Annotated in this window: 15 protein-coding genes; 12 read left to right on the top strand and 3 right to left on the bottom strand. The window is 71.1% G+C overall.

Translation table 11 applies throughout. From position 1 onward, the window contains the following. From ACWEV3_RS32810 to mnmA, 4 genes are all read left to right on the top strand, one after another. Window positions 1-190: hypothetical protein (locus tag ACWEV3_RS32810; RefSeq protein ID WP_452617598.1), on the top strand; the 190-nt coding region annotated here is incomplete at its 5' end. A gap of 4 nt (window positions 191-194) precedes the next feature. After that, window positions 195-1,559, top strand: coding sequence for an MFS transporter (locus ACWEV3_RS32805; RefSeq protein ID WP_452617597.1), 1,365 nt, complete (start codon window positions 195-197; stop codon window positions 1,557-1,559). Between the two features lie 64 nt (window positions 1,560-1,623). Continuing rightward, window positions 1,624-2,859, top strand: coding sequence for a cysteine desulfurase family protein (locus tag ACWEV3_RS32800; RefSeq protein WP_452617596.1), 1,236 nt, complete (start codon window positions 1,624-1,626; stop codon window positions 2,857-2,859). 3 nt (window positions 2,860-2,862) lie between these two features. Then, entirely contained in the window at window positions 2,863-3,951 is a 1,089-nt protein-coding gene (gene mnmA, locus ACWEV3_RS32795; RefSeq protein WP_452617595.1) for a tRNA 2-thiouridine(34) synthase MnmA, read from the top strand. A 43-nt stretch (window positions 3,952-3,994) separates the two neighbouring features. Here the strand turns inward: mnmA and ACWEV3_RS32790 are convergent, their stop codons facing one another. Both ACWEV3_RS32790 and ACWEV3_RS32785 read right to left on the bottom strand, forming a co-directional pair. After that, entirely contained in the window at window positions 3,995-4,747 is a 753-nt protein-coding gene (locus tag ACWEV3_RS32790) for an alpha/beta fold hydrolase (RefSeq protein WP_452617594.1), read from the bottom strand. Window positions 4,748-4,824: 77 nt separating this feature from the next. Beyond that, the gene (locus ACWEV3_RS32785) at window positions 4,825-6,009 is read right to left on the bottom strand and encodes an FAD-dependent monooxygenase (RefSeq protein WP_452617593.1); all 1,185 of its coding nucleotides are present in this window, start codon (window positions 6,007-6,009) and stop codon (window positions 4,825-4,827) included. 86 nt (window positions 6,010-6,095) lie between these two features. Here ACWEV3_RS32785 and ACWEV3_RS32780 point away from each other — a divergent pair, with 86 nt between their 5' ends. From ACWEV3_RS32780 to ACWEV3_RS32760, 5 genes are all read left to right on the top strand, one after another. After that, complete coding sequence (locus tag ACWEV3_RS32780) at window positions 6,096-6,626, top strand: TetR/AcrR family transcriptional regulator (RefSeq protein WP_358575649.1); 531 nt, start codon at window positions 6,096-6,098, stop codon at window positions 6,624-6,626. Window positions 6,627-6,723: 97 nt separating this feature from the next. Next, window positions 6,724-8,256: a fatty acyl-CoA synthetase gene (locus ACWEV3_RS32775; protein ID WP_452617592.1), complete on the top strand. Its 1,533-nt coding sequence runs from the start codon at window positions 6,724-6,726 to the stop codon at window positions 8,254-8,256. Window positions 8,257-8,450: 194 nt separating this feature from the next. Continuing rightward, the gene (locus tag ACWEV3_RS32770) at window positions 8,451-9,482 is read left to right on the top strand and encodes a methionine synthase (protein WP_452617591.1); all 1,032 of its coding nucleotides are present in this window, start codon (window positions 8,451-8,453) and stop codon (window positions 9,480-9,482) included. Between the two features lie 76 nt (window positions 9,483-9,558). Further along, window positions 9,559-9,957, top strand: coding sequence for a hypothetical protein (locus tag ACWEV3_RS32765; RefSeq protein WP_452617590.1), 399 nt, complete (start codon window positions 9,559-9,561; stop codon window positions 9,955-9,957). A gap of 8 nt (window positions 9,958-9,965) precedes the next feature. Continuing rightward, window positions 9,966-13,763 (top strand): caspase, EACC1-associated type, encoded by a 3,798-nt coding sequence (locus ACWEV3_RS32760; RefSeq protein WP_452617589.1) that lies wholly within the window; start codon window positions 9,966-9,968, stop codon window positions 13,761-13,763. A gap of 40 nt (window positions 13,764-13,803) precedes the next feature. On the opposite strand, the gene ACWEV3_RS32755 is transcribed toward ACWEV3_RS32760, so the two are convergent. After that, complete coding sequence (locus ACWEV3_RS32755; RefSeq protein WP_452617588.1) at window positions 13,804-14,439, bottom strand: dihydrofolate reductase family protein; 636 nt, start codon at window positions 14,437-14,439, stop codon at window positions 13,804-13,806. A 226-nt stretch (window positions 14,440-14,665) separates the two neighbouring features. Here ACWEV3_RS32755 and ACWEV3_RS32750 point away from each other — a divergent pair, with 226 nt between their 5' ends. From ACWEV3_RS32750 to ligA, 3 genes are all read left to right on the top strand, one after another. Next, window positions 14,666-15,685, top strand: coding sequence for a DUF6461 domain-containing protein (locus ACWEV3_RS32750; RefSeq protein WP_452617587.1), 1,020 nt, complete (start codon window positions 14,666-14,668; stop codon window positions 15,683-15,685). Between the two features lie 51 nt (window positions 15,686-15,736). Continuing rightward, entirely contained in the window at window positions 15,737-16,420 is a 684-nt protein-coding gene (locus ACWEV3_RS32745; RefSeq protein ID WP_452617586.1) for a hypothetical protein, read from the top strand. 122 nt (window positions 16,421-16,542) lie between these two features. After that, window positions 16,543-18,687 (top strand): NAD-dependent DNA ligase LigA, encoded by a 2,145-nt coding sequence (ligA, locus tag ACWEV3_RS32740; protein WP_452617635.1) that lies wholly within the window; start codon window positions 16,543-16,545, stop codon window positions 18,685-18,687.

The raw sequence follows: 18,687 nt of genomic DNA, 5'->3' as shown, positions 1-18,687 counted from the left end.
CTACTCTTTTCCCTTAACTCTCTTTTCCTACTCTAGGCTCTTCCGCTCTGTACATTTCGGTTTTGTTCTTTTTTATATTGAAAACCCGAAAGCACGCACGGCTCTTGATCCGCTTACGCAGAACGAGTGTGGAAATCGCCGCTTTGGCGGCAAAGGCTGGACCTCGACCGGGGTGGAGGTTGCAGGCTAGCCGGGTGGCCACTGTCGAGAAGTCCCAGAGCGCCCTGTGGAATCCCCAACGACGGACCTTCACCGCCGGACTGGTTCTGGTCATCACCCTGGTCGCCTTCGAAGCCATGGGGCTGGGCACCGCGTTGCCCACGATCGTCGCCGAGCTCGATGCGCAGCACTGGTATTCCTGGCCGTTCACGGTCTTCCTGGCGGCCGCTGCCATCGGCACGGTGATCGGCGGGAGCCAGTCGGACCGGCGTGGGCCGGCGCTTCCGCTGCTGCTCGCCCTGCCGACGTTCGCGGTCGGGCTGGTCGTCGCCGCCGCTGCGCCGAACATCCTGGTCCTGCTGGTCGCGCGGGTGCTGCAGGGCCTCGGCGGTGGGGTGCAGATCGTCGCGCTCTACGTGATGATCGGCAGGGTCTTCCCCGAGGAGGACCGGCCTGCGGCGTTCGGCGCGCTGTCGTCGGCGTGGGTGGTGCCCGCGCTGGTGGGGCCGTTGATCGCGGGATTCCTCACCGAGCACGCGAGCTGGCGTTGGGTGTTCCTCGGCCTCGCTCCGCTGGTGTGCATCGGCACGCTCTTGCTGGTCCCGACGGTGCGGCGCTTCGGTGCCCGCCCGGGCGAACCGTCGCCGCAGCGGCGCGGGCTGCCGCTTGCGGCGGTGGGCGCCGCGGCCGGTGTGGTGGCGTTGAACTTCGCCGTGCAGAACCCCTCGCTGCCGTCGTTGTTCGTTGGCCTGGCCGGGATCGTGGTGGTGGCGCCGTCGATCCGCCTGCTGCTGCCAAAGGGCACGCTCCTCGCCCGGCCCGGGCTTCCGGTGATGGTGCTGTCGCGCGGGTTCCTCGCCGGGTTGTTCTTCACCGCCCAGGCGTTCGTGCCGCTGGCGCTGTCCGTGGTGCACCACTATTCGCCGACCACCGCGGGATTGCCGCTGACCGTCGGGTCGCTCGGCTGGACCGTCGGTGCCCTGTGGCAGAGCAGGCAGCGGAACTTGCGTCGGGAGTACGTGGTCGCGGCCGGATTCCTGCTGGTCGGCTTCGGGATCGCCGGGCTCGTGCTGACCTTGCCCGCGTGGGGACCGCACTGGCTGCTGTTCGCCTTCTGGTTCATCGCCGGCGGCGGGATGGGCATCGCGGTGGCAAGCACCGCGGTGCGGGTGCTCGCGCTGTCGCCGGAGGGCGAGCGCGGGTTCAACTCGGCGGCGCTGCAGATCTCCGACATGCTGGGGCAGGCGTCGCTGGTGGGCCTGGGCGGTGTCGTGGTCGGTGCGCTGGCCACCGCGACCGCGCCGACCAGCGGCGTCGTGCCGCTGGATCTGGTGCTGGTGGTGGGCGCCGTGCTGGGGGCCCTGCTGCTCGTCCGTTCGGCCCGCGGCCAAACGTCCTGACCTGCGCCTTCCGCCGGACCGCGAGGCGGGCTCGGGTTCGCCCTGCATTACCCTGGACAGCGCGATGACTTACCTCGACCACGCAGCCACGACACCGATGCGGCCTGGGGCGGTCGCAGCGATGAGCGAGGCGTTGACCAGGATCGGCAACGCCTCGTCCCTGCACACCTCGGGTCGCCGGGCGCGCCGTGCGGTGGAGGAGTCGCGCGAGGACATCGCCGATGCGCTGGGCGCGCGGCCGTCGGAGGTGCTGTTCACCGCGGGCGGCACCGAGAGCGACAACCTGGCGGTCAAGGGGATCTTCTGGGCGCGGCGGGCCGCGGACCCGGCCCGGCGGCGCGTGCTGGCCTCGACCGTCGAGCACCACGCGGTGCTGGACGCCGTCGAATGGCTGGCCGAGCACGAGGGCGCCGAGGTGACCTGGCTGGCAGCCGACTCGCACGGCAGGGTGCGCCCGGAGGTGTTCGAGGCGGCCCTCGCCGAGAACCCGGACGACGTGGCCGTGGCCACCGTCATGTGGGCCAACAACGAGGTCGGCACCGTCAACGAGATCTCGGAGCTGGCCGCGATCGCCGACCGCTACGGGGTGCCGCTGCACACCGATGCGGTGCAGGCGGTCGAGACGCTGCCGGTGGACTTCGCGGCCTCCGGCGTGGCGGCGCTGACCATGACCGGGCACAAGGTCGGCGGACCGTACGGGGTCGGCGTGCTGCTGCTGTCGCGGGACGTCAAGTGCACCCCGGTGCTGCACGGCGGCGGCCAGGAGCGCGAGGTGCGGTCCGGCACCCTGGACACGCCCGGCGTGCTGGGCTTGGCGTCGGCCGTGCGCGAGGCGGTCGACGCTCGCGAATCGCATGCGCCGCAGCTGATCAAGCTGCGCGACGAGCTGGTCGCCGGAGTGCGCGCCGTGGTGCCGGACGTGGTGCTCAACGGGGATCCGGGGCACGACGTCTTGGGCGGCGGGCCGTCGCGGCTGCCCGGCAACGCGCACTTCACGTTCCCCGGCTGCGAAGGCGACAGCCTGTTGATGTTGCTGGACGCCAAGGGGATCGAGTGCTCCACCGGCTCCGCCTGCACCGCGGGGGTCTCGGAGCCCAGCCACGTGCTGCTGGCGATGGGGGCGGACCCGAAGGCCGCGCGCGGGTCGCTGCGCTTCTCGCTGGGGCACACCTCGACCGCGGCCGATGTACAGGCACTCACCGAGGCCATCGGGCCGGTGGTGCAACGAGCGCGTAGCGCCGGTCTGGCCGGGTTGCGCCGATCTTCGGCGGGGCCGACGAGCACCGCCACGGAGGTGTGAGGCGTGCGAGTACTGGCAGCCATGAGCGGCGGGGTGGATTCCGCCGTCGCAGCCGCCCGGGCGGTCGCCGCGGGCCACGACGTGGTCGGCGTGCACCTGGCGCTGTCGGCGAAGCCCGGCACGCTGCGCACCGGCGCCCGCGGGTGCTGCACCATCGAGGACTCCCGGGACGCGCGCCGCGCCGCGGACCTGCTGGGCATCCCGTTCTACGTGTGGGACTTCGCGGAGCGGTTCACCGAGGAGGTCATCGAGACCTTCGTCGGCGAGTACGCCGCGGGCCGCACCCCGAACCCGTGCCTGACCTGCAACGAGAAGATCAAGTTTGAGGCGTTGCTGGACAAGGCGATGGCGCTGGGCTTCGACGCGGTCTGCACCGGCCACTACGCCCGGCTGTCCATCGTGGACGACGTGCCGGAACTGCGGCGCAGCAGGGACGACGGCAAGGACCAGTCCTACGTGCTGGCTTCGCTGACCGCCGAGCAGCTGCGGCACTCGATGTTCCCGCTCGGCGACTCGCTGAAGTCCGAGGTGCGGGTCGAGGCCGCCGAGCAGGACCTGGCGGTGGCCAAGAAGCCGGACAGCCACGACATCTGCTTCATCCCGGACGGCGACACCAAGAAGTTCCTGGAGAACAAGCTCGGCCAGGCGCCGGGCAAGCTGGTCGACGCCGACACCGGCGCGGTGCTCGGCGAGCACACCGGGGTGCACGGGTTCACGGTGGGCCAGCGCAAGGGCCTCGGCATCGACGCGCCGGCGGCGGACGGCAGGCCGCGCTACGTGCTCTCCCTGGAGCCGGTGTCGGGAACCGTCAAGGTGGGCTCGGCGGACCGGCTGTCGGTCACCGAGATCGACGCGAAGCGGCCGATCTGGCCGTCCGAGCGGCCGCTGGACGGGCCCACGGAGTGCGTGATCCAGGTGCGCGCCCACGGCGGTACGGCCGAGGCGGTCGCCGAGGCCGACGAGGACGGCATCCGCGTCCAGCTCCGCCAGCCGCTGCGCGGCGTGGCGCCGGGGCAGGCGATCGTCTTGTACCGCCCGGACGCGGCGGGCGACCTCGTCCTCGGCAGCGCCATCATCTCCGCCACCCGCTGACGTGCTCGTGAGTGAATATCCCGGTAAGAACCGGAATGTTCGCTCACGAGTTGGCGAGCGAGGCGATCCGGTCCGGTTGTTCGTCGATGCTCAAGTGCCCGGCGGACTGGATCACGCCGAGCTCCAGTCCGAGTGAGCGCTGGACCGCGGGCGCCAGTGCTCGGGGCGGGAAGTACCTGTCGTGCTCTCCGGAAACGACTGCTCGGCTCACATGGCGATCCGCGACCACGGCGTGGCCGGGATCCAAGCTCGACCGGACGTGGCGGGCGATCAGCGTCATCCAGTCGACCAGTTCCCGGCGCGGGCGGTTCTCCGGAGCGTGCATGGTTTCGAGCAGGCGCGCGCTGGCCGCCGGGCTGCGGCGGAGGAGCCACGACGTGGCTGGAACGAGGACGCCGGGCCCGGTTCGCGCCCGCACCAGACCTCCGGGTGACACGAGGACCTGCCGGACGACCAGGGGCGAGTCGCTGGACAGCGCGATCGCCGCGCCCAGGGAGTGGCCGACGAGCACGGCCGGGCCTTCGGCGGTCCGGGCGATCAAGTCGGTCAGCCATCGTCCGTACCAGGCCAGGCGCCGTCCTGCGGGGGCCCGCAGCGGGCTGCTGAGGCCGGGCTGGCCGGGAACGTCCGGCAGCACCACCCGGGACTGCGCGGCCAGCGCGGTGGCCAGCGGCAGGCAGCTGGCCGCGCTGAAGTTCGTCCCGGGCACGAACACCACGGTTCGCGGACCTCCGCCGGCCACGACCGCGTGGGTGGCGACACCGCCGGCGGTGATCATCAGGCGTTGGTGCGGCACCGGCCATGCGTCGAGCCGTTCGGTGCACCACCGCGCAATGGCGTCTCGTCCCCGGGCGCTCCGGTAAATGTCGCTGTTCACGGGGCCGGTGCGTAGTCGCGGAGGTTGATCGCGTTGGCCGCGTTCTGGATTCCCTTGGACATGCTGTTCAGCTGCGGGAAGTGGCTCATCAGGCGGAACATCTGGTTGCGCAGCCACAGTCCGGTGGCCGTCTTCGGGATCAGCGCCTTCGCGCCTTCCGTCGCCACGTTCTGGTTCTGCGTCACGAAGTTGCGCATTTCCTCTTCGTAGCGGCGGAATGCGGTCCGGTGGTCGCCGTCGGCCGCGAGCAGTTCGCCGGCCAGCACGTAGGCGCCGACCAGCGCGAGGCTGGAGCCCTGGCCGGACAGCGGCGACGGGCAGTAGCCCGCGTCGCCGAGCAGCACCACCCGGCCTCGTGCCCAGCTGTCGAGGTGGATCTGGGAGATCGAGTCGAAGTAGAAGTCCGGTGCCCGGCGGGCCTCTTCGAGCAGCCGCGGAACTTCCCAGCCGTCGGTGAAGGCCTTGTCCAGCAACGCGATCTGGGTCTTCGGGTCGCGGGGGTCGAAGCGCAGTTCCGGCGACTTGAAGCCGAGGATCGCCTTCGCCCCGGCGTCGGTGCGCGCCCGGTACAGCCCGGCCAGCCTGCCCGGCGTGTTGTAGACCTCGGTCCAGCGGTCCAGGCCCAGGAAGTTTTCGACGCTGAAGATCGAGATGTGGTAGCCGAGGTAGCGGCGGAAGCCGGTTTCCGGGCCGAACGCGAGCTGCCGGACGGTGGAGTGCATCCCGTCGGCGCCGACCACGAGGTCGAATTCGCGCGGCGAGTGATGCTCGAACGTCACGCGGACCGAATCGGCGCGCTGCTCGATGGCGGTGATGGAGTCGCCCAACAGGTATTCGGTGTCGTCGGTGCGCTCGTAGAGGATCCGGCTGAGCGTGCCGCGCATGAGCTCGATGTCGCCGCCGTCGTCGCCCATCAGCTGGTCCATGCGCACCTCGACCAGCGGTCGGCGCGCGCTGTCGACGACGGTCATGCCGCGGTTGTCGGTGCGGGCTTCTTGCAGGTCCGCGAGGACGCCCATCCGCTCGGCGACCTCGACCGCTGCTCCGCGGACGTCGATGGCGTAGCCGCCGTGGCGGATCGCGGGTGCGCGCTCCACCACGGTCGGGTTGAAACCGTACTTGCGCAGCCAGAACGCGAGTGCCGGCCCGGCGATGCCGGCGCCGGAGATCAGGATGTCCATGTGCCCCAAGCTAGCGCGTCTACTTACCGGTCGGCAAGTAAATTACCGGTCGGCAAGTAGTAGGATCTGCCGGGAGGAGGACGCCGATGCCGAGGACACGGGTCGACACCCGCACCGAGATCCGCGCGGTCGCCGCGGAGCTGTTCGCCCGCCAGGGGTTCGAGAAGACCAGCCTGCGGGAGGTCGCCGAGCGGCTCGGCATCACCAAAGCCGCGCTGTACTACCACTTCCCGTCCAAAGCGGACCTGGTGCGCGGCATCGTCCAGCCGTTCGTCGACGAGGTCGAGGACCTGCTGGCCGACCGCGAAGCGGCCGCCGACGTCGACGCGCGGCAGTTCCTCGCCGACTACTTCGACGTGGTCCTGCGGTACCGGCAGGTGTTCGAGATGGTCCTGCGGGATGTTTCGGCGCTGGCGCAGCTCGACCTGATGCGGCAGATGCTCGCCTGGCGCGAACGGACCTACGCCCTGCTGGTCGGTCCCGGCGCGTCGCCGGCCCGGATCGCCCGGGCGACCGTCGCGATCGGTGGCCTGCAGGACTGCGCGACCACCGACGGGCCGGTGGAGGAATTCCGCGACGCCGCGCTGGAAGCGGCCGTCGCGGCGCTGGGCTCGTGAGCTTGTCGGCCGCGCGAGTTGTGGCGTCGTTGACGGTCTAGTGCGGGACCGGTTTCGCGGTTAGTGTCTGGCATCACGCCGCGAACGGGGAGGTCCTGTGCTCGATCTTCGTGCCAGCACGGTCGCAGACGTCTTGCGGCGCAGCGCCGCGCGAGTCCCGGATCGCGAGGCGCTGCGCTTCGTCGACGGTGCGGGGCAGGAGCGGGCCTGGACCTATGCCGAGCTAGACGCCGCCGTCACCCGCGCCGCCGCCGCGCTGCTGGCCGCCGGTGCGCGCCAAGGCGACCGGATCGCGGCCTACGGCAAGAACTCCGACGCCTACCTGATCGGATTCCTCGCCTGCGCCCGCGCCGGCCTGGTGCACGTGCCGATCAACTACAACCTGACCTCCGGCGAACTCGCCTACCTGCTGCAGCAGTCCGGCAGCAGCACCGCACTGGTGGACCCCGCCCTCGCGGACCGGCTCGGCGAAGTCCGCCCGCAGACGTCGGTCCAGCGCGTGATCCCGTTGCGGGACAGCCCGGATTCGCTGCTGGCGCAGTGCATCGACGGCCCGGTGCCGGAGCTGGAAGTCGCCGTCGCCGATGACGCACTGGTCCAGCTGCTCTACACCTCGGGCACGACCTCGCAGCCCAAGGGCGCGATGATGACGCATCGCGCGCTGCTGCACGAGTACGTGTCCTGCGTGGTGGCGCTGGACTTCCGCGAGGACGACCGGCCGCTGCACGTGATGCCGCTGTACCACTCGGCGCAGATGCACGTGTTCCTGCTGCCGCAGCTGATGATCGGGTCCACCAACCGGCTGGTGGAGGCGCCCGATCCGGGCGACGCGCTGCGGCGGATCGAGGACGAGGGGATCAGCTCGTTCTTCGCCGCGCCAACGGTTTGGGTGGCACTCGCCAACCACGCCGAGTTCGCCACCCGCGACCTGACGACCCTGCGCAAGGCCTACTACGGCGCCTCGATCATGCCCGGACCGGTGCTGCAGCGGCTGCGGGAACGACTGCCGGAGCTCGGTTTCTACAACTGCTTCGGGCAATCCGAGATCGCTCCACTCGCGACGGTGCTGCGGCCCGAGGAACACGACGAGCGGCCGGATTCCGCCGGCCGGCCGGTGCTCTTCGTGGAAGCGAAGGTCGTCGACGAGCAGGGCGACGAGGTCGCGCCGGGGGAGCTGGGCGAGATCGTCTACCGGTCGCCGCAGCTGTGCACCGGGTACTGGAACAAGCCCGAGGAGACCGCCGAGGCGTTCCGCGGCGGCTGGTTCCACTCCGGCGACCTCGTGCGGCGCGACTCGGCGGGCTACTGCTTCGTCGTCGACCGGATCAAGGACGTGATCAACACCGGCGGAGTGCTGGTCGCCTCCCGCGAGGTGGAGGACGCGCTGTACACCCACCCGGCGGTGGCCGAGGTGGCGGTGATCGCGGTGCCCGACCCGAAGTGGATCGAGCGCATCGCGGCCGTGGTGGTCGCCAAGGCCGATGTGTCGGAGGCGGAACTGCTGGAGCACGCGCGCGGCGGGCTGGCCGGTTTCAAGGTGCCGAAGGAGATCCGCTTCGTCGACGATCTGCCGCGCAACAGCTCGGGCAAGCTCCTCAAGCGCGTCCTCCGCGACAAGTTCACCGGCTGACCCGGGCACGGAGAGACGTTTCCGCAGGCTAGGGGCCGTGCGTGCTTTGTGTCGCTATAGCAGCAGAAAACACGCACGGCCGGTGACCAGCGGGCGACTGCGCCGGAAGGTGCTCGTGGGCCTGGGCGTGCGCAGCGGCACTGGGCGCGGGTGGCCGGTCGGGCGGATGCCGGGGGCCCGTCGATAATGGCGGGGTGAGTGACGCAGCTTGGGGTCCCGGGATCGCCACCGCCATCGGCTCGATGCCCGGGTCCGATCCGGTCGAGGTGGCGCGCACGGTCGTCGGCGAGCTGCCGGGCCTGATGCCCTTCCCGGAGTTGCCGGGACGCGGGGTCGGTGCCGACATCCTCGGCCGCACCGCCGGCCTGCTGGTCGACCTCGCCGTCGAAGTGGTGCCCTCCGGCTACCGGGTCGCCTCCCGGCCCGGCCGGGACCAGCGCCGCGCCGTCGACCTGCTGCGCTGGGACCTGGATGCCGTCGAGCAGGCGGCGTCCGAAGCGGGCGCGCCGCGCGCGGTGAAGGTGCAGGCGGCGGGCCCGTGGACGCTGTCGGCCGGGATCGAGCTGCACCGCGGGCACCGGGTGCTGACCGACCAGGGCGCGCTGCGCGACTTCGCCGAGTCGCTGACCGAAGGCCTGATCCGGCATGCCGAGCAGGTCGCCGCCCGCACCGGCTCGCGGGTCGTCGTGCAGCTCGACGAGCCCGCCCTGCCCGCGGTGCTGGCCGGGGCGCTGCCCACGCCCTCCGGCTACGGCAAGGTGCCCGCCGTCCCGGAACCGGACGCGCAGCGCCTGCTGAACGAGGTGATCGAGAAGCTCGCGGCCGCAACGGACTCGCCCGTGGTCGTGCACTGCTGCGCCGCCCGCCCGCCGGTGGCGCTGCTGCGCCGCGCCGGGGCCGGGGCGATCGCGCTGGACGCGACGAAGCTCGGCGACGTGTCCGGCTCCTTCGCTGACGAGCTCGGCGAGGCGTGGGAAGAGGGCACGACCCTGTTCCTCGGCTTGGTCCCGAGCACCGAACCGGCGGGCGAGGCCCGGTTGCGCCAGATCGCCCAGCCGGCCCTCGGCCTGGCCTCCCGCCTCGGCTTCGGCCGCCGGGCGCTGGCCGAGCGCAGCGTCCCGACGCCGACCTGCGGCCTCGCGGGTGCGACACCGGCGTGGTCCCGCCGCGCGATCAGCCTCACCCGGGACCTCGCGAAGCTCTTCGCCGACGAAGCCGAGCAGTAGCGAACCGCCCTCCGCAGGGTGATCGATCGGCTACCGTGAGGAAGATCGAGGTGCAGAGCTGCGGAAGGTTGGCGAAATGGCCCGCTGGCTGGTCGGTTTCGACCTTTCCGACGAGACCCCGGAGCGCCTGGAGAACCTGACGCAACGGCTGCTCGCCGAGCTGCGCGAGCTGGGCGCGGTCCGGGTGGACCGGGTGCGCGGTCAGGGTCCGGACGGCGCGAAGTCCGGGGCGGCGCTGGCAATCGGGCAACTCGTGCTGAGCGGCATCTTCTCCGCGGCCACCGCTGCGGCGTGCGCGAAGGTGATGGTCGCCCGCTTCGACCAGGCCAAGGCCCGCCGGGTGAGCATCGAGCGGAACGGCGAGAAGGCCGAATTCGACGGCCTGACCGCGAAGGACCAGCACCTGCTGGTGGAAGCGATCGCGGCGAAACTCCTCGACGAGGACCCCGAGGGCGGCGCCTCGGACCAGCGGTAGGCGGCGTGGTGGGCCGCCGGACCGCGCTGCTGATCGCGACCTCGTTGTACGGCGACCCGGGGCTGCGCGAGCTTCGCGCGCCTGCGGGGGAAGCCGAGGAGCTGCAACAGGTCCTGTTGTCGCAGGGTGGCTTCGACCAGGTCGAGGTGCTGCGCAACGAGTCCAAGCGCCAGATCGAGCGCGGCATCGAGGAGGCGCTCCAGGAAGCCGGGCCGGACGACCTGGTGCTGCTCTACCTGTCGTGCCACGGGATCAAGAACGACCGCGGCCAGTTGCTGTTCGCCGCCTGCAACACCGAGCTGGACCGGGTCGAGTCCTCCGCGGTCGGTTCGGTGTTCGTCCAGCACCAGCTGAGCGCATCCCAGGCCGGGACGAAGGTGGTGCTGCTGGACTGCTGCTACAGCGGCGCTTTCTCGCACGGCCTGGTGCCCAAGTCGGCCGAGGGGATCGACCTGCGCCAGCTGGTCGGCCGGGGCACCTACATCATGACCGCGACCAGCGCGGTCGAGTACGCCTACGAGGGCAACGAACTCACCTCCAGCGACCCGGTGCCGTCGTCGCTGTTCACCCGCGCGGTGCTGAAGGGCATCCGCACCGGGGCCGCCGACGTCGACGGCGACGGCCTGATCACCGGTGATGAGCTCTACAACTACGTGTTCCGCGAGCTCGACGGGCAGCGGCAAACCCCGTCCCGCGAGACCCGGATGGCGGGCGACTTCTTCATCGCCCGGACCGCCTCGGCGCAGATCCGGCGGCCCGAACCGGCGCCGACCGGGCCGGTCGCGCTCGGACCGTTGCGGGCGGAGCTGCCCGGGACCGATCTTCCGGCGGGCAGCACGTTGAACGTGCCGGTGGGCACGGGGGTGAATCGGAAACCGTTCCTGCTGAGCCTGGCCGGACCCGAGAACCACCTGGCGGTCATCGGCCCCGCCCAGTCCGGCAAGAGCCAGTTCCTGCGCACGCTGGTGCTCGCCTTGGCGCTGGATTCCGATCCTGCCGAGGTGCGGTTCTACCTCGTCGACTCCGAGAGCCGGTTCGGTGCCTTCGCGCGACTGCCGCACGTCGGTGCTGTGCTCGGACCAGACCAGCACAGCGAGGTCGAACAGCTGGTGTACGCCGCGGAGCGGAAGATCACCGCCCGGCGAGCGATGTTCCGCGACGGCGCGATCGAAACCTTGGAGGCGTTCCGGGCTGCGCGGCGCAACCGCGAACTCCCGCGCGACGCCGACCACCAGGACGTCTTCCTGGTCATCGACCGCTGGGAGGCATTCGCCGACGAGAACCCCGGGCTGGTGGCCCGGGTCGAGCGGATCGCCGACCAGGGGACGAGCTTCGGGGTGCACCTGGTCGTGGCGGCGCGGTTCTGGTCGAAGATCCCGGACGCGATTCGCCAACACCTGCGCGGCCACGTCGAATTCACCCCGGGATCCCCGGAAGCCTCCTCGCACGCCGGGCCGTTCCGGGCGGCGCTCCCCGCTCCGGGAGGCGCCGAACCGCAGGCGCAGCACCGGGGAATGCTCGCGCTCGTCTCGGAAATCGCCGACCGCGAGGAGCCGGCCGATCCGTTGCGAATGCCCCGCACCGACTCCGATCCAGCGAGGCGGCGCCGAACCGCACCCGACTGGCTGCGACTCCCGATCGGCCGTGACGCGTTCGGGCGAACCGTGCACCTGGACCTGAATCCCGACGGTGGATCGCACGGGCTGATCATCGGGCAGCACGGGACGGGCGCCCGGGAAACGTTGCGGTCGCTCGTGTTCCTGCTGGCGTCGACCCATTCGCCGGAAGACGTCAACCTGGTCCTGCTCGCCGGCTCGCCGGCGGGGCCCTTCCACGATCTGGCCGGTCTCCCGCACGTCGCTTTGTACGCGGAAGGACCGCTGGTCGCGAGCTCCGGCATGGTCCCGGAGCTGAGGGCGGTTCGCCGCGAGATCGCCCGCCGCCGGGTCGCCGAAACCCCGCCGGAGCTCTTCGTCTTCATCCACAACTTCGCGGAAACCGCGTCGCACCAACCCGGAGCAGCCGAGCAGCTGCTGGAGATCATGACCTCGGGCGCGGAGGTGGGCGTTCACGTCATCCTGCTGGCGCGGGACGACGTGGCGGGCCGGTTCCCGGAGATCGATCAGCTCTGCCGCTTCCGGATCGACCACGACATCGATCCCGAGGCAGGTGCCGGATCGCTGAAACAGGCCGGGGCTTGGCCGATCCGGTTCCGCGCCTGGAAACCACCGGGAGAAGGCTGGCACGAGCAGACCGCCCGGATCAGCAGCGCGGTGCCGGAACGGGCAGCGGAACTGCGGAGCCCGCTGGCGGATCCGATCGCGCTGGCCGACGTGCTCGGCCGAGTGGTTCCCACCGAGCGCGGGCTTTCCGCGGAGAGCCACGAGCGGTGCGCGGAAGTCCCCATCGGACTGGTCGAGCTCGTCGAGATCGGCGATACCGAGCCGCTAACCGTGCCGTTCGGCGGCAACATCGCGATCCGGGGCGATCCGTTCACCGGCAAGTCCGCGGTGACGCGCACCATCGTCCTCGCCACGGCCCTGACCCACACGCCGGAGGAGGTCGGCTTCCACTTCATCTGCCTGGGCGACGGCCACGCCTGCGGCGACGCGCTGTCCGAACTGCCGCACGTCGGCTCGGTCGCGAAGGCCCGGGACGAGGAACTCGCGGCGGCGATCGTGGCCCACCTCCAGGAGCTGGTGGAAACGCGGCGGGCGGACCAGGAGGGCGCGTTCCGGCCGGTCTACCTCGTGGTCGAGCAGTGGAGCTTCCTGGCCGACCTGTTGCCGGGACTGGTCGCCGGCGTCCGGAAGCTGATCCGCGACGGCGCCGACTGCGGCGTGCACGTGATCGTCTCCGCCGATCGCTGGCTGGAGGAGGACCGGGACTGGCTTGCGCGATGCCCGACCCGCTTGGAGCTCGGCGGCACGCAGGAAGCCGTCGGAACCGTCGGCAGGCGGGAGTTCCGCGCCGCCGAACCGAGGATGCACCCCGACCTGGAACCCGCGGTCAAGAGCACCCGCGCGCTGGCGCGGCGCATCGCGGACGAATGGCGGGGCTCGCCCGCGCTCGGGGTCAGCCTCCCGCCTGCGGCGGTCGCTCACCGGGAGATCGAGGACTTGGCGAGCCCGCACCTCGTCCTCGGCCGAGTGACGGGCGTCGAGCGGTGGGCCGAGCTCGATCTGGCGGCGCATCCGCACCTGTTGTGCTTGGGGGAGCGGGGCTCCGGCAAGACGAACCTGGTCCGGTTGGTGATCGCCGAGATCAAGCGGCTGCACGCGGCGGACGAGTGCGACATCATCGTGCTGGATCCGAAGCGCGGTCTGCTCGGCGAGGCGGACGGTCCGCAGTTCGGTTACGCCGCGGTGCGCGGGGAGTTCGAGCGCATCCTCGCGGAGACGGCGTTCCGGATCGAGCAACGGCTGTCCAGGCCCGGCAGTGGAGCCGAGCGGCCGCGCGAGGTGTTCCTGATCATCGAGGACTGCGAGCTGATCTCGTCGGATCCGCGCTCGGGCCACCCCGACCCGCTGCAGCGCTACGCGGACCATTTGGTGCGCGGCGGCGAAGTCGGGGTGCACCTGATCGTCAGCCGGAACTCCGTCAACATCGGCGACGCGCTGACCACCCGATTCCTCGGCAAGTTGCGTGCGGCCGGCTGCGCGACGGTAGTGCTCGGCGGCGATCCGCGGGACGGGGAGCTGCTGCCGGGCGTTGCGTCGATGCCGCGGCCGCCGGGGCGGGGGAGGTTCGTTCGGGACGGGAGGAACGACATGATCCAGGTCGCCGAGATGCCGCCGTCCACATAGTTCTCGGTGGACGACGGCGGCCCGCGCCGATGGTGCATGTTCAGGCGGGGCGGTAGGTCAGCAGGACGTTGCCGGAGCGGAACGTCGTGGTCCGCCACAGTTCGAGCGGGATGCGCCTGGTCAGCGTCGAGAACAGCGAGCGGCCTTCGCCCAGGATGAGCGGGTTGACGAGCACGCGCAGTTCGTCGATCAGGCCGAGTTCGAGCAGGCTCGCCGTCAGTTTCACGCTGCCGAAGAGCGCGATCTCCTTGCCCGGCCGCTGTTTCAGCGCCTGGACGGTTTCGGCGAGGTTGTCGCTGCCGACGAGGGTCGTGTTGTTCCACTCCGCCTTATCGAGGGTGGAGGAGACCACGACCTTCGCCACGCTGTTCATGAACTCGACGATCTCCGGGTCGGGCCCGGTGGCGTTCGGCCAGTGCGCGGCCATGTGCTCGTATCCCGCCCGGCCGAACAGCAGCGTGTCGATGTAGGCGTCGCTCTGGTTGGCGAACTCGAAGTACTCCGCGTCGACGTTCGGCCAGTCGAACTCGCCGTTCGGGCCTTCGTAGTAGCCGTCGAGGCTGATCGCCACGTAGGAGAAGAGTTTGCGCACGGATTCGATCTCCGATCTCGTCTGCGTGCCGGCGTGCGTGGTCCTGTCGCGGCCGATGAGTTCCGGGAGGGTGGACCCCGCCAAGCCGAGTGGTTGCAATTTGCAAGCACTCGAAGGCTAGCAGGGAATGCTCGTGGACTGCTACCGGTTCGGGGCGGGAGGAACGGCGCGATCCAGGTGGCCGGGATGCCACCGTCCGCATAGTCCTCAGTGGACTTCGGGTGGCTCGCGGTCGCCGTGGCGATTTCTTGCCTGGACGTGTTTTTCGGAATCCGCAGTGCGGAAGTCCTTGCGCTGGTAGGAAGAACGCGTGGGCAGTCATTGCGTCAGCGAGCTCGAGCAGGCCGGGTGGATTCGGCGGAGCACCATCCAGGAGGCCGCTTGCCTGACCTTCGTTCGGGGCGCCGATATCGACCAGGTGGCCGAGGGCTTCGGTGCGGTCGCCGGGCTCGGCCGGGTGCTGGACATCGATGACTTCTGCGAGGAGGCCTTCGCCCACCAGGAGAAACACCCCATGATCGCGCTCCGGCGGATCGGCGACTGGGTGCTGGTGGTCGAGGACAACGGCCGGCAGGGGCAGCGGCCGGAGGTGCTGCGGAAGGTCGCGCGGCAGGCCGCCGTGTCGGCGTTCTGGGACGCGAGCGCCCTCACGCGCTTCTCCCACGCGGTTCGCGGCGACGTCCGGACGTCGTTCGAGGCAGTGCTTCCGGAGTACCGGGAGGGCAGCCGACCGGACGAACTGGAGGCCGCCCGCGCCGACCTGCCCTGGTCCCAGGCCGATCCGGTGGCGCTGATGCTGGCGTTGTCGGGGCGGCTGACCGGGCTGTCGCCGAGCCCGGCCTGGCTCGCCGGCGACTTCCAGACCTTCCCGGTCGCGCCGTGGCCCGACGACCTGGTGACCCTGCCCGATCCGCTGGACAAGATCACCGGCTTCCCGCCGGAACTGGTCGCGGCGCTGGGCACTGCTACCCATCCCGACCTGCGGCGGGCCGTCGCCGCGGTGGCGCGGCACGCCGTCGGCGCCGCCGACTGCGCGGACCACCCCGTCGTGCAGGAGGCCCTGTCTTCGCTGATCGGCGGGCCCGCGATCGACCGCGACGTGCTCTGCGCGGTGGTCCGGGAATGGGCCTGGCAGAGCACCTGGGACCGCCCGAACAGCAAGATCCGCAACCAGCTGCGCGCCGCGGACGCGCTGCGCCGGGCGGCCCACGAAGATCCGCTGAACGCGCTCGTCGGCACGCTGACCGAGGCCCGGCAGGTGCGCGGCGTCGACGTCGGCGACCTCGTCGGCATCGTCGCCGCCGAGCTGGGCGGCCGGCCGGCTCGGTGAGTCCGCGGGATCGGGCCCGGAGGCCGCGCCCCGCCCGGCACAATGGTGGGCATGTTCAGGTTCCTCCGTCGTCGCGACGCCGAAGCCCAGGGCAACGCCGAGGCCGCCGAGGTCGATGTCCACACCCAGGCCGCCGAGCGGTTCTGGCAGCGGTGGGACGACCTGCTGCCGGAGATCGCCTCCGCGCTGGGCGACAGCGTGCCGCAGCGGATCGAGAGCCTGGTCGCCGAGGCGCTCGCCGAGGTGCACCCGAACCTGACCTTCGCCATCGAGCACGGGGAGAAGGCCGTGTACGCGCTGGTCGTCAGCGGTCAGGCCGACCCTGAGCTGCGCCCCTACACCGACGCCTGGATGGCCGCCGCGCCGCAGGACGACACGCTGTGGGAGTACCACGACTCGGTGCCGCCGGTGCCCGATCCGACCGAGGTCACCGTGAACCTGCGGGGCGAGAAGTACCCGCTGGCCGACGTCCGGGTCGTCGCCCAGGTCGACGAGGCGGAGGGGCTCGTCGACGTCGCCGTCTACCACCCCGGCTTCGGCGGCCTGGAGGAGAACTCGCGCCGGGCCCTGACGTTCCTGCCGCTGGACGCCACCCTCGGCGAGCGGCTGGCCGCCGACCGGCTGGGCCGGGTCGAGACAGCGGAACTCGAACCGGAGGGCGCGATCGGCCTGCTGGAGCTCCGCGAACTGGTCCGCGAGCTGGACCGCGCGGCGGCCGCGGCGCCCGAGTCGTGAGCGGTGAGTCCGGTTCTCACCGGATTCATCACTCACGACGCGTCGTGCGTGCCGTTGTCGGGGGCGCTCGCTAGTCTCGGGGCGTGACCAGCAAGGACGTGGATCTCGCCCCGAACGACGCAGTGGCCGCCGCCGAGGAGGTCGTGCCCGACGACCCGGCCGCCGGCCGCTCGGCGGAAGGCGTCGAAGACGTGCCCGCCGACGTGCGCGAGCGCTACGCGGAACTGGCCGAGGAAGTTCGCGGCCACCAGTTCCGCTACTACGTGCTCGATTCGCCGACGGTCTCCGACGGCGAGTTCGACGTGCTGTTCGCGCAGCTGCAGCAGATGGAGGAAGAGCACCCGGCGCTGCAGGCGCCGGACTCGCCGACGCAGGTGGTGGGCGGCACCTTCTCCACCGAGTTCACCGCGGTCGCGCACCTGGAGCGGATGCTGAGCCTGGACAACGCGTTCAGCGCCGAGGAGCTGCAGACCTGGGTCGACCGGGTGGAGCGCGAGGTGGGCACCGACGTGCACTACCTGTGCGAGCTGAAGATCGACGGCCTGGCGATCAACCTGCTCTACCGCGACGGACGGCTGGAGCGCGCCCTGACCCGCGGCGACGGCCGGACCGGCGAGGACGTGACGCTCAACGTCCGCACCATGGGCGACGTGCCGGAGCAGCTGACCGGGACCGACGAGTACCCGGTGCCCGCGCTGGTCGAGGTGCGCGGCGAGGTGTTCTTCCGGGTGGACGAGTTCGCCGAGCTCAACGCCAAGCTGGTGGAGGCGGGCAAGCCGCCGTTCGCCAACCCCCGCAACTCCGCCGCCGGGTCGCTGCGGCAGAAGGACCCGCGGGTCAGCCGCAGCCGGCCGCTGCGGCTGATCTGCCACGGCCTGGGCAAGCGGGACGGCTTCGAGCCGAACCTCCAGTCCGAGTCCTACGCGGCGCTGAAGGCGTGGGGCCTGCCGGTTTCGAAGCACACCGTCGTCCTGTCCACTGTGGATGAGCTGGTCGCGCACATCGACTACTGGGGCAAGCACCGCGACTCCGCGGAGCACGAGATCGACGGCATCGTGATCAAGGTCGACGAGGTGCCGCTGCAGCGCCGCCTCGGCACCACCTCCCGCGCGCCGCGCTGGGCGATCGCCTACAAGTACCCGCCGGAGCAGGCCACCACGCGGCTGCTGGACATCCAGGTCAACGTCGGCCGCACCGGCCGGGTCACGCCGTTCGCCGTGATGGAACCGGTGAAGGTGGCCGGCTCCACGGTGTCGATGGCGACCCTGCACAACGCCGACGAGGTCCGCCGCAAGGGCGTGCTGATCGGCGACCGGGTGGTGATCCGCAAGGCCGGCGACGTGATCCCCGAGGTGCTCGGCCCGGTGGTCGACGTGCGCACCGGCGACGAGCGCGAGTTCGTCATGCCCGCCGTGTGCCCGGAGTGCGGGTGGCCGCTGGCGCAGCAGAAGGAGGGCGACGTCGACCTGCGCTGCCCGAACGCCCAGGGCTGCCCGGGGCAGCGCCGCGAGCGGCTGTTCTACCTGGCCAGCCGGAAGGTGCTGGACATCGACGCGTTCGGCTACGAGGCGGCGGGCGCCCTGCTGGCGGCAGGCGTGATCGAGGACGAGGGCGATATCTTCGACCTCGACGAGGCGAAGCTGCTCAAGACGCCGCTGTTCACCACCAAGGAGGGCAGCCTCTCGGCCAACGGCGCCAAGCTGCTCGACAACCTCGAAGTGGCCAAGCAGAAGCCGCTGTGGCGGGTCCTGGTGGGGCTGTCGATCCGGCACGTCGGGCCGACCGCCGCGCAGGCGCTCGCCCGCGAGTTCGGCTCGCTGGACCGGATCGAGGCGGCGTCGGAGGAGGAGCTCGCGGCCGCCGACGGCGTCGGGCCGACGATCGCCACGGCCGTCCGCGAGTGGTTCGAGGTCGACTGGCACCGCGAGGTGGTGCGCAAGTGGCGGGACGCCGGGGTGCGGATGGCCGACGAGCGCGACGAGTCGATCCCGCGCACCCTCGAAGGCCTGTCCATCGTGGTCACCGGCACGCTGCAGACGTTCTCCCGGGACGACGCCAAGGAGCTGATCATGGCCCGCGGCGGCCGGGCGGCGGGATCGGTGTCGAAGAAGACGGCGTTCGTCGTGGTCGGCGACTCGCCGGGCTCGAAGTACGACAAGGCCGTGCAGCTCAAGGTCCCGGTGCTCGACGAGAGCGGGTTCCAGGTGCTGCTCGACGACGGCCCGGAGGCCGCCACCGAGGTCGCGCTGCCGACCGAGGAGGAGTGA

The organism is Saccharopolyspora sp. NPDC003752 (genome assembly GCF_053605825.1).
This window is presented reverse-complemented; position numbering and strand designations above follow the sequence as displayed.

What these genes read in the sequence shown, in the direction of transcription:
- ACWEV3_RS32800 (WP_452617596.1), top strand. Translation starts at nt 1,624, where the DNA reads ATGACTTACCTCGACCACGCAGCCACGACACCGATGCGGCCTGGGGCG.
- ACWEV3_RS32765 (WP_452617590.1), top strand. Translation starts at nt 9,559, where the DNA reads ATGGCCCGCTGGCTGGTCGGTTTCGACCTTTCCGACGAGACCCCGGAG.
- ACWEV3_RS32780 (WP_358575649.1), top strand. Translation starts at nt 6,096, where the DNA reads ATGCCGAGGACACGGGTCGACACCCGCACCGAGATCCGCGCGGTCGCC.
- ACWEV3_RS32785 (WP_452617593.1), bottom strand. Translation starts at nt 6,009, where the DNA reads ATGGACATCCTGATCTCCGGCGCCGGCATCGCCGGGCCGGCACTCGCG.
- ACWEV3_RS32745 (WP_452617586.1), top strand. Translation starts at nt 15,737, where the DNA reads ATGTTCAGGTTCCTCCGTCGTCGCGACGCCGAAGCCCAGGGCAACGCC.